The 14,950-nt window shown below is 33.7% G+C and carries 11 protein-coding genes; 2 read left to right on the top strand and 9 right to left on the bottom strand.

Going from position 1 to position 14,950, the window contains the following annotated elements; all coding sequences use genetic code 11:
* Positions 1 to 153 precede the first annotated feature (153 nt).
* Positions 154 to 6,081: a choice-of-anchor D domain-containing protein gene (locus C1S72_RS02120; protein ID WP_104734026.1), complete on the top strand. Its 5,928-nt coding sequence runs from the start codon at positions 154 to 156 to the stop codon at positions 6,079 to 6,081.
* A 78-nt stretch (positions 6,082 to 6,159) separates the two neighbouring features.
* On the opposite strand, the gene hisS is transcribed toward C1S72_RS02120, so the two are convergent.
* The 5 genes from hisS to rpsF all read right to left on the bottom strand — a co-directional run bounded on the left by hisS (position 6,160) and on the right by rpsF (position 9,273).
* Positions 6,160 to 7,530, bottom strand: coding sequence for a histidine--tRNA ligase (gene hisS, locus C1S72_RS02125; protein ID WP_104734027.1), 1,371 nt, complete (start codon positions 7,528 to 7,530; stop codon positions 6,160 to 6,162).
* A gap of 99 nt (positions 7,531 to 7,629) precedes the next feature.
* The gene (locus C1S72_RS02130; RefSeq protein ID WP_104734028.1) at positions 7,630 to 8,097 is read right to left on the bottom strand and encodes a DUF6495 family protein; all 468 of its coding nucleotides are present in this window, start codon (positions 8,095 to 8,097) and stop codon (positions 7,630 to 7,632) included.
* 63 nt (positions 8,098 to 8,160) lie between these two features.
* Positions 8,161 to 8,622: a 50S ribosomal protein L9 gene (gene rplI / locus C1S72_RS02135; RefSeq protein ID WP_104734029.1), complete on the bottom strand. Its 462-nt coding sequence runs from the start codon at positions 8,620 to 8,622 to the stop codon at positions 8,161 to 8,163.
* A gap of 13 nt (positions 8,623 to 8,635) precedes the next feature.
* The gene (gene rpsR, locus C1S72_RS02140) at positions 8,636 to 8,932 is read right to left on the bottom strand and encodes a 30S ribosomal protein S18 (RefSeq protein ID WP_104734030.1); all 297 of its coding nucleotides are present in this window, start codon (positions 8,930 to 8,932) and stop codon (positions 8,636 to 8,638) included.
* Between the two features lie 2 nt (positions 8,933 to 8,934).
* Entirely contained in the window at positions 8,935 to 9,273 is a 339-nt protein-coding gene (gene rpsF / locus C1S72_RS02145) for a 30S ribosomal protein S6 (protein ID WP_103052634.1), read from the bottom strand.
* A gap of 198 nt (positions 9,274 to 9,471) precedes the next feature.
* Between rpsF and C1S72_RS02150 the strand changes: the two genes are divergently transcribed.
* Complete coding sequence (locus C1S72_RS02150) at positions 9,472 to 10,167, top strand: LytR/AlgR family response regulator transcription factor (protein WP_104734031.1); 696 nt, start codon at positions 9,472 to 9,474, stop codon at positions 10,165 to 10,167.
* Here the strand turns inward: C1S72_RS02150 and priA are convergent.
* Genes priA through nadC form a run of 4 tightly spaced genes read right to left on the bottom strand, consistent with a single transcriptional unit; the run spans position 10,164 to position 14,843 of the window.
* Positions 10,164 to 12,617 (bottom strand): replication restart helicase PriA, encoded by a 2,454-nt coding sequence (gene priA, locus C1S72_RS02155; protein WP_104734032.1) that lies wholly within the window; start codon positions 12,615 to 12,617, stop codon positions 10,164 to 10,166. The two genes, C1S72_RS02150 and priA, sit on opposite strands and share 4 nt — an antisense overlap.
* A 6-nt stretch (positions 12,618 to 12,623) precedes the next feature.
* A complete protein-coding gene (locus C1S72_RS02160) occupies positions 12,624 to 13,046 on the bottom strand; it encodes a DUF2147 domain-containing protein (protein WP_104734033.1) in 423 nt (140 codons plus the stop codon).
* Positions 13,039 to 13,983, bottom strand: a complete 945-nt coding sequence (locus tag C1S72_RS02165; protein ID WP_104734034.1) for a YihY/virulence factor BrkB family protein — start codon at positions 13,981 to 13,983, stop codon at positions 13,039 to 13,041. Before C1S72_RS02165 ends, C1S72_RS02160 begins: the two co-directional genes overlap by 8 nt.
* A gap of 2 nt (positions 13,984 to 13,985) precedes the next feature.
* A complete protein-coding gene (nadC, locus tag C1S72_RS02170) occupies positions 13,986 to 14,843 on the bottom strand; it encodes a carboxylating nicotinate-nucleotide diphosphorylase (protein ID WP_104734035.1) in 858 nt (285 codons plus the stop codon).
* Positions 14,844 to 14,950: the final 107 nt, after the last annotated feature.

Raw genomic sequence — 14,950 nt, forward strand, 5'->3', positions numbered from 1 at the left:
CAATTAAAAATTAAATAGTTAATGTTTTTTAACTTGTTGATATTCAGTAATTTAAAATACATTAATGCATTTCATCGATTTTTTTTGCATTTCATGGAATAAACACATATGTTTGTACCTTAATAATTAGTCCCAAACTAAAATTAACCGCTTATGAGACAATTAACTACTCTAAACAAGCTTTTTTTCGCATGTCTTTTTCTTTTGATTAATGGACATGTCTTTTCACAACAGATAGGAGTTATAGGAAACGGTTCCTATATTTCAGATAATGATTTAACTCCAGCTGCTGCCGATCATACCGATTTTGCGGCAACAACCTCACGCGTATTTTCTATTGATAATATACAAAATAGTGGTAATACAACCTTAACTGTTAGCAGTATTACATTATCTAATGCAACTGATTTTACTATTAGTTCGCCTTTGGCTGACAACACTATTAGAAAGAATGACACACCTGTTCCATTTACAATTTCTTTAACTGCATCAGGATGTGGTATTACTTATACATCAGATGTTATTATAGCTAGTAATGCCAGTAATGATGGCGGTGATAATGTTTGGACTTACCGAATTTCGGCCACTATAACCCCAGAGGCTGATATTGTGGACATCAGCTTGGTGCCTATTAGTGATTTTAGTACGGATAGTCCATCAGTTACAAACAGTACAGATTTTGGAAGTATTGGTGTTGGAGGAAGTTCAGGAGCCACTACATATGTTATTCAAAATAATGGTACTTGTAATTTAACATTAGCACCATTGCCCTTAGTGGTATTGAGTAATACAACTGATTTTACATTAGACACCACTGGAATGTCTAGTTCAATAGCGCCAGGAAACTCAACTACATTTACTGTTACCTTTAATCCACTTACAATAGGGACCAAAACATCAACAGTAAATATTACAAATAATGATTCTGATGAACCAAATTATACTTTCACTGTTCAAGGTGTTGGTGTAACACCTCAACCAGAAATTAACGTACAAGGTAATACAACTGATATTGTTTCAGGGCAAACCGTAACTTCAGCAACAGATCACACTGATTTTGGAAATGTGAATGCAGGAGGATTTTTTGACAGAACATTTACTATTCAAAATACAGGTACTTTAGCACTAACCATTCCTAGTGCTGTCACTACAGCATCTGGTTCAGATTTTACAATACAAACACAACCAACCTCACCTATTATTCCGGGAGGATCTTCAACTTTTGTTGTTAGATTTACACCTAGTTCATCTGGAATACTAACTGACACGGTTAGCATTCCATCTAATGATAGTGATGAAAACCCTTATACTTTTGATGTTAGCGGCACAAGCTACTTAATACCTCCAGGTGGTGTTTGGAGTTATTTAGATGATGGATCTGATCAAGGAACAGCTTGGCAAACCAGTAATGCTTACAATACAGTACCTTGGGCTTCTGGTAATGCACAATTAGGGTATGGTGATGGCGATGAAGTTACTGTAGTATCCTATGGTCCAGATGCTAGTAACAAGTACCCTACGACCTATTTTAGACGCTCGTTTACTGCTACGGCCTCAGACGTTGCGAATACAACACTTAATATGAATGCTGTTGTTGACGACGGTATGGTTGTATATATAAATGGTACCGAAGTATGGAGAGACAACATGCCAACTGGCACTATTTTATATAATACATACGCAGCAGGAGTTGGAAGTGACCTTAATAATTTTATATCATTGAATGTTGCAAACATTTTAAATGTTGGAACAAATGAAATAGCTGTTGAAATACATCAAGCAAGTGCTTCAAGTTCAGATATAAGTTTTGACTTCTTTATGTACACTAGTAATGATTATATTTTTGTTCCACCAACAAAACCGGATAATGATTTAGATGATATAGCAGATTATAAAGATTCTGATGATGATAATGATGGATTAACGGATCAATTAGAAGGCTGTCATTCAGGACAATTAGAAGATTTAAATTCGGACCCATATGGAGCTGGTTCTGAAGAATCACTTTTAAGCAACTTTCCATTTACTCAAACATTAGACGATGGAAACACTATAGACTATAGTTATACAGGCACTTTTACAGACATTACAAGTTATGATGCAGGTGACCATGGATGGTCAATAAGAACAAAAGGACCTGGAACTGCTGGAACGCTTACTTTAGATTTTGCAGATCCTGTAGACAATTTAACCTTTAGATTAATTGATTTTGACGAAGATGAAACCTATACAGTAAATGCATATGACGATTCTAACAACCTAATCGATTTAATCACTAACGTAAACATATACTATTTAGGATCTTATATCCAACAAACTGGTAATACAGTAACCGACTCTACAAACGGTGGATCTACAAATAATGATGGAGAAGATATTGATAGTGACCAATACGGTACGGCTTATTTTTATTTCCCAAATGTACGAGTAAGTAAAATTGACTTCATAGTGGATCAACCTATTGGTTCTTCCATTCGTATTGCCGGAATTGAATATTGTAATTTAGATACAGATGGTGATGGTGTTGAAGATTATCATGATTCAGATAGTGACAATGATGGTATTCCTGATTTAGTTGAATCTGGCGGAACCGATATTAACGGAGATGGTATTGTTGATGATTTAACTGATAATGATAAGGATGGTTTAGCCGATATTGTAGATAATGACGCGTCAAAATACAATACTTACGAAACAACAAAACTTGAACCTTTTATTGATTTTGATAACGATGGTGTTTACAACAGTAGAGATTTAGACAGTGATAATGATGGTATAGCTGACATAATTGAAATCGGTGAAGCAGATACAGATGGCAATGGCCAGATAGATGGTTTTACTGACATTAATCTTGATGGTTATCATGATAGTTATGATGGTGTAAGCAGTCGATTAATAACTGGATCAGATACTGATGCAGACGGTTTTCCAAACTCTTATCCCAACGCAAATCTTGATGGAACTGGATACCCAAACTTTATGGATATTGATTCAGATGATGATGGGATAACTGATAACACTGAAGCTCAAGCAACAACAGCATATATAACATATACAGCAACCGATACAGATAATGATGGTGTTTTAAATATTTTTGATAATTCAGGTAGTTTCGGCGGCAGTGGTCTCATACCTGTTGATACAGATTATGATGGAACTCCAGATTATTTAGATCTTGATTCAGACGACCATGAAGAAAATGATATTATTGAAGGTCATGACACCAATGGTGATGGTGTTATTAATGGAAGTGATTCGCCAAGTGCTGGCACAGGAATATTTATTGGAGTAGATTCTGACAATGATGGTCTTGATGATGGCTTTGACAACAATACTTCCAGCCCAATAGCAACAAACACATCATTACAACCAACCTCACACCCTATTGTTGATGGTGGATATGATCGTGATTGGAGAGCAACAACATCATCAATTGATTTTGATGGATTAAATGATTATATAGATATTGGAGACAATCATGATTTACCACATCCTTTTTCATTAGAAGCTTGGATATTGCAAGAAGTCACTAAACCTTTAGGTACCATTATTTCCAAAAGAGATGCTAAAACAACGAACAAAAGAGGATATCATTTAGGAATCACAAATACCAACCATGTTATCTTAAGATGGTTTGATGATTCTGGTAATACAATCGCAAATCTAACTTCATCTGACCCAATAACAAACAATAAATGGCATCATGTAGCTGCAACTTTTGACGGAACAACCGCCAAAATATATATAGACGGAATTGAAGTAGGAAATTCAACACCATCAAGCCCTCCTTCAAACACGAGTTACAAGTTTTTTATTGGAGCAATGCACGATAGTAGTTCTCCTAGTACTCCAATACATCACTTCAACGGTTTTATAGACGAAGTCCGTATCTGGAATGTTGGATTATCGGCTACTCAAATTCGTGAAATGATGAATCAGGAAATTGAACAAAATTCAACAGCTGTTAGAGGTAAAATCATACCAATTGATATTTCTGGTGGGTTGTTATGGGCAAACCTTAAAGGATATTACCCAATGACATCAAACACTTCTGAAGATAGATCCAATAACACCTTCCACGGTAACCCTAAAAACATTACAACCACTGAACCACAAACAGCTCCAATGCCTTACACAACAGTAAGAAATGGAACTTGGACAGATACATCTGGAGCAACACCTTGGACCTATGGTAACTCCGTTTGGAATTACCCAAATTCAAATGGTGTAGATGGCACTCCTATTGATTGGAACATTGTTGTAACATCACATAATGTTACTTCTGGAAACAAAGACCTTACAGTAAGAGGTTTAATTACAGAAACAACTGGAACAACTCTGACAATTGCTGATCCAAGCGACGATCAAGATGAAACTAATTCTGGACAAAGCTTAAGAGTAACTCATTATTTAGAGCTTGATGGAAATATTGATTTAGTTGGAGAGTCTCAACTGCTTCAGGATGAAGGCAGTATTTTAGATGCAGATAGTGGCGGCTATATTGAACGCGACCAACAAGGTACTGGAGACAGCTACTCATATAATTATTGGACATCATCTGTTGGGCCAATAGGCACAGGATTAGGCACAAAAGGTATTGGAATTAATAGTACCAATACAAACTTCTCATTGGCAAGTTCTATGAGTGATGGTACTGATACCGATTCGCCAGAAGTGATAAACTTCCAACCTGCTTACAATGCTGCTGACGGTACAGTAACTAGCCCAATAACATTAAGCCAATATTGGTTATGGAAATTTAATGGTACGGATGATGACTATGACTCATGGACACAAATTGATGAACATTCATCTTTATTGCCCGGAGAAGGTTTTACTATGAAAGGCTCATCTGGAGAATCTGGATTAAGCTATCAAAACTATATATTTAGAGGGAAACCTAATAATGGTGATATAACCTTAAATGTAGGTTTAGGCAACAACAGGTTAATTGGTAACCCATATCCATCAGCGATTGATGCTAATGAATTTATTTTAGATAACATCAATGATAGTGGTGGAAGAGCTGCTAGCAACATTATTAATGGTGCTTTATATTTCTGGGATCATTTTTCTGGAGGAACGCATATCTTATCAGAATATGTTGGTGGTTATGGTACTTACACATTAATGGGTGGTGTTAAAGCTGTTTCTAATGATACTAGAATTAACAATAATAATAACGTGTCAATAGTGACACCACAAAGGTATATTCCAGTTAACCAAGGGTTCTTTGTAAATGCTACATTAGATAATGATACCGATGATACTACCACTACCGTTACTGGTGGAACTGTAATATTTAAGAATAGTCAAAGAGTATTTAGCACTGAATCTTCAGGTAGCTCTATATTTTTCAGAAATTCTTCGCAAAGAACATCTGAACCAACTATAGATGAGAGAGCTAAAATAACACTTATGTTTAATTCTGCTGGTGGTTATCATAGACCTCTTTTGGTGGGTGCAGATGACAATGCCACGGAAGACTTTGATTTAGGTTTTGAAGCACCACTTATTGAAAACATCAATGACGACATGTATTGGATGATTAATGACAGGAAGTTCGTTATTCAGGCTATAAATAATTTTAACTCTGAAACTATCATCCCTTTAGGATTACATACTAGTGTTGACGGTTTAAACAACATTACAATTGATAACTTGGAGAATGTTCCAGACGATGTTCAAATATATGTTCACGATAAAGAATTAGATTATTATCATAATATCAGAACGAGTGCTTATGAAATCTACTTGCCGATTGGCGAATATTTAAATCGTTTTGAACTTACATTTGATTACGATCAACCATTAAGTACTGAAGACAATGCTTTAAGTAGTTCGTTGAATGTCTTTTACAACAATACTCAAAATAGTATTATGATTCAAAACCCTAAACTAATTGAGATCTCAAACATCCAATTGTTTGATGTTCTTGGCCAAAGTTTGATTAACTCAAATTCTGTTGAATCCAGAGATCATATTGAAATAAAAACTAGACCATTAAGTACTGGAACGTATATTATTAATCTAGAAACAAAAGATGGTACTGCAATCACGAAAAAAGTACTGGTTAAATAGTCCTAAACAGTAGTCCCAAATCTACTATAGCCATAACCGTGCTTTAATTGAGTCCCGAATGTATTCGGGACTCTTTTTTTATGTCAATGTTGAAATTAAAGTATCTAAAGTAACTTCAGATTGTTCACCCGAAATCATATTTTTTAAAGTAAAAGCATCTTTAGACATTTCCTGTTCTCCTACTAAAACAACAAAAGGAATGTTCCTCTTATTGGCATGATTCATTTGCTTTTTCATTTTAGCAGCATCAGGATACAGTTCCACATTAAAGCCCTTGTTACGCAGTATTTTAATAGCTTTTAAACTATATAAGGCTTCTTTATCTCCAAAGTTTATAAAAAGTACATCGATATTTTTATTGACGGTTACAGGAAATAAATCCAATTCTTCAAGAACTAGATAAATTCTGTCTAACCCAAAGCTAATACCAACACCGCTGATATCTTTCATACCAAAGATTCCAGTTAAATCATCATAACGACCTCCTCCGCCAATAGAACCCATATTGACACCTTCTGGAGCAGACACTTCAAAAATAGCACCAGTATAATAGTTTAATCCTCTAGCGAGTGTAACATCTAGCTGTAGTCTGGCTGTTTGAAGGCCTAATTCTGAAATAGCGTTATCTATAAACTCTAATTCCTCAATGCCTTTCTTACCGTCTTCAGAAGCGTTTAGAATAGCCTTGAGTTCTTTTATTTGAGAGCCAAAATCTCCTGATAAGGTAAACAATGGCTGCAATCTCTCAATACCAGATTGCGAAATACCTTTGTCTAGCATTTCTTGTTTTACCTTCTCCTCTCCTATTTTATCAAGTTTATCCAGCGCTACTGTAAAGTCAATTAACTTATCACTTGCGCCAATAACTTCAGCAATTCCTGAGAGGATTTTACGGTTATTTATTTTTATTGTAGTTCCATTTAATCCTAAAGCCGTGAAAACAGCGTCATATAATTGCACTAGCTCAACCTCTTGCCACAACGACGTTGACCCAACAACATCGGCATCACATTGATAAAACTCTCTTAAACGACCCTTTTGCGGTCTATCTGCACGCCAAACAGGTTGCATTTGGTAACGTTTAAATGGAAATTCAATCTCATTTTGATGTTGTACAACATAACGTGCAAAAGGCACAGTTAAGTCATAACGCAAGGCTTTTTCGGAAATAATTGGAGTAATTTTGTTTGAATCTTTTTCTTTAAATAAGCTATTTTCTACTTTACTTAAGTAGTCCCCAGAATTCAATATTTTAAAAATCAACCTATCCCCTTCATCGCCATATTTACCCATGAGGGTTTCAGAGTTTTCAAAACTTGGTGTTTCAATAGGTTGAAATCCAAATTTTTCAAATTGGCTTTGTATTATAGTAAATATATAGTTGCGTTTAGCAACCTGCTCTGGATTAAAATCGCGTGTGCCTTTTGGAATGCTTGGTTTTTGTGCCATGTTAACTTCTCACGAAAGTGAGAATCTCATTTAAGTTAGTACTTATAAACAAAACTATTAAAAAAATAGTTCTTGACTGCGCTCGAATAGACAATCTTGCTAATTAATCAACTTATCAAAATATTGAAATAATTCGCCTTTAGTAATTGCGCCTCCTTGCTGTATTAGTTTAAACTTATCCAAATGTCTGTCATCTGAATAGTCTTTTTTAGCTTGCATGAACTCCACATCATCATCCATTAAATTATCACGAAGCCAGTTAAAACCATCAGTTGTAGTCAAATCAATTGCATTTTTCAACTGAATTCCTATAACATGCATATTGGTTTCATTTAAATAAAATAAATGTATTTGCTGTGGCGAAATATGTTCAACATACTCAACTTTAGATAAGACACCTTCCCAAACCAAATCGCTAAAAACATCTAATTCTTGTTCAGCAACTTCTGGTTTATTTTTCTTGATTTCAGTCCATTCATCGGCTGTGATTGATTGTGTAGCCAAAAAATTAATAAATTCCTTATGTAGTTCTTCAAACTGTTCTTTAGTAAGTCTTGAATATTTCATCTTTAAAAAACTTTAAAAAAAAAGCCCCAACTAGGTTGAGGCTTTTTATATGATATATATGGTTTAAGCTTGAGCAATAACCTCGAATGGTAATTCTACAGTTACTTCTCTATGCAGACGAATAACAGCATTGTACTGACCTAAACGCTTAATATTACCACCAGTAATACTAACAAATTTCTTGTCAACAGTGTGTCCTTCTTTTTCAAAAGCTTCAACTAAATCTAATTTTGTTACCGAACCAAATAATTTATCACCAGCAGAAGCACCTTCAGTTGCTTTTGCAGTAATTTTTAAATCTAGTCCTTTAATAGCTTCAGCTACTTTTTGAGCATCTTCTATTACTTTCTTTTCTTTAAAAGCACGTTGCTTTAAGTTTTCTGCTAATACTTTTTTGGCAGAAGCTGTAGCTAAAACGGCTTGTCCTTGAGGAATTAAAAAGTTTCTACCATAACCGTTCTTAACCGTTACAACATCGTCTTTAAATCCTAAATTTTCAACGTCTTGTTTTAATATAAGTTCCATTGTTATGATAATTTTATTTTAATAAATCGGCCACGTATGGCATTAATGCTAAATGACGTGCTCTTTTAACAGCTACAGATACTTTTCTTTGATATTTTAAAGAAGTTCCTGTTAAACGTCTTGGTAAAATTTTTCCTTGTTCGTTTACAAAGTTTAATAACCAATCAGCATCTTTATAATCTACATACTTAATTCCAGACTTTTTAAAACGACAATATTTTTTCGTTTTATTGGTATCTATGTTTAATGGAGTAAGATATCTGATCTCTCCATCTTTCTTTCCTTTTGCTTGTTGTTCTATAGATGACATAATTACGCTTTTTGTTTAAGTTTTTCTCTTCTTCTCTCTGCCCAAGAAATCGCATGCTTGTCTAGAGTAACAGTTAAGTAACGCATAAAACGCTCATCACGTCTAAACTCAACTTCTAACTGATTGATAACTTCTCCTGGTACAGTGTACTCAAATAAGTGATAAAAACCACTTTTTTTGTTTTGAATTGGGTAAGCTAATTTCTTTAAGCCCCAATCTTCTTTGGCTACCATCTTCGCTCCGTTAGAAACAAGAAAATCTTCGTATTTCTTTACTGTTTCCTTTATCTGATCTTCAGATAAAACGGGATTTAAGATGAAAACAGTTTCATAATGATTCATAAAAATCTAATTTATAGTTAAAAATGGGTGCAAAAATAACTATTTTTTGCTTATATTACAACATAATCCCAACATTATTATTCGATGATTTGAATATGTTAAAATTATGTTAAAAAGAACCTTTTAACGATGTTTTTTGGTTTTTAACCGAATTTTTTGTACTATTGTCGATATCTTAACCGAAATAAAACAAATGTTATGACATTAAACTGTGTAGTAGTTGACGACTCAGCGATACAACGTCTCTCAATTGTAAAGTTAATTGAAAATCATCCTTCACTTAATTTAATAGCTGAGTACAATAGTGCGTTGGAGACTAAAAACGGACTCAATACCCACAAAGTAGATTTAATCTTCTTGGATATTGAAATGCCTGTTTTAAATGGTTTCGAATTGCTTGACGTCCTAAACAACAAACCCCAAATTATTTTTGTGACAGGTAAAACCGAATATGCCTTTAAAGCATTTAATTACGATGCTACTGACTATTTGCACAAACCTATCACAAGAGAACGTTTTAATACAGCTGTAGATAAAGCTGTAGAACAACACAAGCTTAAACTAGACTTCAATGAAACAGAAGGTGAACACATTTTTGTGAAGAGTAACCTGAAAAAACGAAAAGTTTACATTAAAGACATCAAGTGGATTGAAGCCCTTGGAGATTATGTAAAACTTGTTACTGAAGAAACTAGTTTAGTGGTTCTTTCAACCATGAAAGCTTTTGAACACGAACTACCAGAAGGTAAGTTTTTGAGAATTCACAAATCTTATATTGTGAATTTAGACAAAGTAGATAGATTTAATAGTAAGAATGTTGAAGTTGGAACTTACGAAATTCCTTTGAGTAGGAATAAGAAAACCCAACTTGTTGACGCTTTAAATAATATTTAATAGTTATCGACATTTAAAACTACTCTTATAGCCCTAAAATCTTTTACACTTGAGAAGCTGTTATTAATTTTAATAATAGCTTCTTTTGTTTTTGGTAATGATTGGGTTTTAGGTATTTTAACTAAAATATTTTTGTGATACTGATTTCGTATTCTTGAAACAGGTGGAAATTCAGGACCTAAAACACCTTGCTTAAAAACATTGCGAAGTGATTTTGCAAACCAATCGGCTCCTGTATTGACCTTGTTATAATCCCGATGCTTTAATGTGATTTTAATTAACCTGTATATAGGTGGATATTTAAAATTATGCCTATCATCCATTTGTTCATGATACATCTCCAAATAATTATTATTAGAGACCTGTTGTAATATTTTATGGAAGGGATTATAGGTTTGTATTAAAACTTTTCCGCGTTCTTTAGTTCTTCCGGCTCTACCAGAAACTTGCAATAATAATTGGAAACTCCGCTCGTGAGCTCTAAAATCAGGGAAATTCAGCATATTATCGGCATTCATAACGCCAACAAGCTTAACATTCCTGAAATCAAGGCCTTTAGTAAGCATTTGCGTACCAACTAAAACATCAACTTCTCCATGCTGAAAGGCATCAATTATCTTTTCATAGCCGTATTTACCACGTGTTGTATCTAAATCCATTCTAGCTACTTTGTAATCTGGAAATAAATCACTCACCTCCTTCTCTACTTGCTGGGTGCCAAAACCTTTAGTATCCAAATTTGATGTTCCGCAAGCTTCACAAGATTTCATCATGATGGTGTTAAAGCCACAATAATGACAACGTAATTGATCTCTGTATTGATGATAAGTTAAACTAACATCACAGTTAGGACATTGTGGTGAATGTCCACACGTTTGGCACTCAACAATTGGTGAGAATCCTCGTCTGTTTTGAAACAGAATAATTTGAAAACCATTTTTCAATGTATCGGTCATTTCAGCAATCAATCTATCACTGAAATGCCCTTTCATACGTTTTCGCTTGTGCTTGTCTTTTAAATCAACTAGCTCAATATCTGGCATCAAAACATCATTATATCGCGTATTTAATTCAACCATACCATATTTCCCTTGCTGCACATTATAATAACTCTCTAAATTAGGTGTAGCTGATCCTAAAAGGGTTTTGATTTTAAAAATGTTCGCCAATACAATAGCAGTATCTCTTGCATGATAGCGTGGTGCAGGATCAAATTGCTTATAAGACTGCTCATGCTCTTCATCAACAATTACCAAACCTAAATCTTGAAATGGTAATAACACCGCCGAACGTGCTCCTATAATAACTTGTGCTTTAGTAGAATTTTGCAAAACCTGTTTCCAGACCTCAACGCGCTCGTTACTGGAATATTTAGAATGATAAACAGCTACCTTTTCTCCAAAATAACCCTGTAAGCGTTGTACCAATTGTGTAGTCAAAGCTATTTCTGGTAACAAATATAAGGCCTGCTTATTTTTGTTTAAAACACTTTGAATGAGTTTGATATATATTTCTGTTTTCCCTGAAGACGTAACACCATGAAGCAGCACAACATCTTGATTATCAAATTTTTGAACAACATCATTTAAAGCATTATTTTGATCTTCGCTTAATTTCAAGTTAGGAGTTTCGCTATCATCATCATATTCAATTCTATCGGTTTGGATAAAATGTTCCTCTAAAATATGTTTATCTATCAAAGATTTTATAATGGCACTTGATGCATCACTTTCTTCAATTAATTCTGAAACTTTTATTGGTGATTTAGATTTTGCCGAAATAGAAAAAAGTGTCATGATTACTTGACGTTGTTTTGGCGCTCGACTTAAAGATTCTAATAACTCATTTAATTTTTGATCAGCTGCGTATTGCTTGTCCAACTGAACGTATCTTACCAATTTGGGTTTATATTTAGCATAAACCTCTTCTTTTACTAAAATAACCTCTTTATCTAAAAGGCGCTTAATTACTGGTAACGCATTTTTTTTATCAATAATACTCGTAATATCCTGTATGGTTAGTGATGATTGATGATGTAAAGCTTCGTAAACCATAAATTCATCATCCTCTAATTCAGAATCGTTAATGGTTAGTGAAGTATTTCTGTAAATAATTGTTTCGCTTTCAAGAATAAAAGCATTAGGCAATGCAGCACGCATAACGTCACCCAAAGTACACATGTAGTAGCTAGCAAGCCATTTCCAAAGATCAAATTGTTTTTCAGTTATCAGAGGTTCATCATCTAAAATCTGATGAATCTCTTTAGCTTCATATAATACAGGTGGTCTGCTATGAACTTCATGAACAAGAGCCGTATAAATTTTGGATTTACCAAAGGGCACAGATACACGCATACCAGGTTTTAAAAAATCGGCTTCTGCTATAGTAATACTATACGTAAAGAAGTTTGGTAACGGAATAGGCAGTATAACATCAATAAAATTTAACATAAGTCTCTAATCCTCTATTCGTTCCCAATATTGTGTTTTGTATAAAAAGGATATATAACCTCGAACTTCAAGAATGTCTTGGTTATCATCATTTAATGCTATGCGACAGGTATAATTTTTTCCGCTTTCAGGGTCAAAAATAGTTCCGTCTTTATAATACTTCCCGTCTTTTGTCAAGGCCTTGATAATAACCAAACCCACAACAGGTTGATTATAGTCATCGCCTTGACATTTTTTACACAATGCATTTTTATCAGATTCACTGTAAATGTCAATTATTTTACCATACACCTTTCCATTCTCCTTATAAACTTCAACAATAGATTTTGGCTCATGGGTCTGATCATCAATCGTTCGCCATTTCCCAAATATGTCTTGTGAATTGACTTTGATGCTGAATAATAAAAAGAACACGAAATACCTACCCATAAATACCTGAATTTAATTTGCGTAATCGGTTTAAGGAGGCATTCAATTCATAACCTAATAACAAAATATTGGAGTTTAACCATAAATAGAAAAGCAATATTAACAAAGCACCAATAGAGCCATATAATTCATTGTATTTTGAAAAATTTTCAATGTAAATTCCAAATAAATAAGAATTGAGTATTATTAAAAATGTAGTAAACAATGCACCTATTGAAAAGAATTTTGATTGTTTACCTTCCTTTGTTCCAAAATAATATAAAGTTGCTGTCGCCACATAGACCATAATCACAAAAAAAACATATTTAGCAGCAATAATCCAACCAATTGTAGCTTCTTCATCCACAATGCCATGCGTTTCTAAATTGCCCATAATGTATATTTGAAAATACCCAAATACGGCCACAGTGAGTAATAACAAAAAAGCCAATATAAGAGCCACACCTAAAGCATATAAATATTGTTTTAAAATATTTCTTGTCAACTGCTCATGATAAGAACTTTCAAAACCAGAAAACACAGCACTAATACCATTGGCCATTAATATGAGAGAAATAAAGAATACAGAAGATATCAGGCCTCCTCGTTCCGTTTTATCAATATTCTCAAAAATATTTGTTGCAAAAAAATCTGATGTGCTTGGCGGTAAAAAAGAATCTAGAAATTTCAAAAATTCAATTTTGAAATCATCAATAGGAATGAATGGAATAATGATAAGAATAAACAATAAAAAAGGAAACAAAGCTGTAAAAAAACTAAAGGCAATAGCACTAGCTCGCGTTGTTAAAGCACCTCTTACAACACCTATTGTATAAAGCTCCAGTAAATCATATAAAGATAAGCCTTCTAAAGCAGGCAATTTAATTTGTTTAAAAAGTCTGATTAGCAGGTTGATTATTGGAATTTTATCTAATTTATCCTCAATAGGTTTCGTCATTATCACACTGCTTTTAAGCTCAAATCCATATTATAAACAGAATGCGTCAAGGCTCCTGAAGAAATATAATCAACACCGCATTCAGCATATTTTCTAATCGTTTTTTCTGTAATTCCACCTGAACTTTCAGTAAGACATTGATTACCAATCATAGCAACTGCTTTTTTGGTATCCTCATAATTAAAATTATCAATGAGAATTCTATAAACCCCTTCAGATTCAAGTATTTCTTGGATTTCACTCAAGTTTCTGGCCTCTACTATAATCTTTAAATCTTTTTGATTATCCTTTAAATATTGTTTGGTCTTATCAATGGCTTTAGTAATACCTCCAGCAAAATCAATATGATTATCCTTTAGCATTATCATATCATAAAGTGCGAATCTATGATTCTGACCTCCTCCAATTTTTACAGCCCATTTTTCTAATGCACGAATACCTGGAGTTGTTTTTCTAGTATCTAATATTTGGGTTCCTGTACCTTCTAGCAAGTCAACAAACTGTTTGGTTTTTGTTGCAATAGCACTCATTCGTTGCATAGCATTTAAAACCAATCTTTCAGCTTTTAGAATTGATTGTGACGAACCTGATACATAAAATACAATATCGCCATACTTTACCGTGGAACCATCATTAATTATAGTTTCAACCTGTAAATCACTATCAATATACTCAAACACCATTTTTGCAAATTCAACACCAGCAATGACACCTTTGTCTTTAACCAACAATTTTGCTTTTCCTTGAGCAGTATGAGGAATACAAGCTAACGAACTGTGGTCACCATCACCAACATCTTCTCGTATAGCATTGGATATGATACCAGCTATTTCTTTATCAAATTGCTCCTTACTAATCATAATAAATTGTTTACAGCTAAAATAGTAATTGCTTTTTGATTTTTTAAGTCATTTACCACAAGATTATATGCTATTAATAATAAAAAATGCTCTCACATCATCCGTAT

The organism is Hanstruepera ponticola (assembly GCF_002940745.1).
GTDB classification, from domain to species: Bacteria; Bacteroidota; Bacteroidia; order Flavobacteriales; family Flavobacteriaceae; genus Hanstruepera; species Hanstruepera ponticola.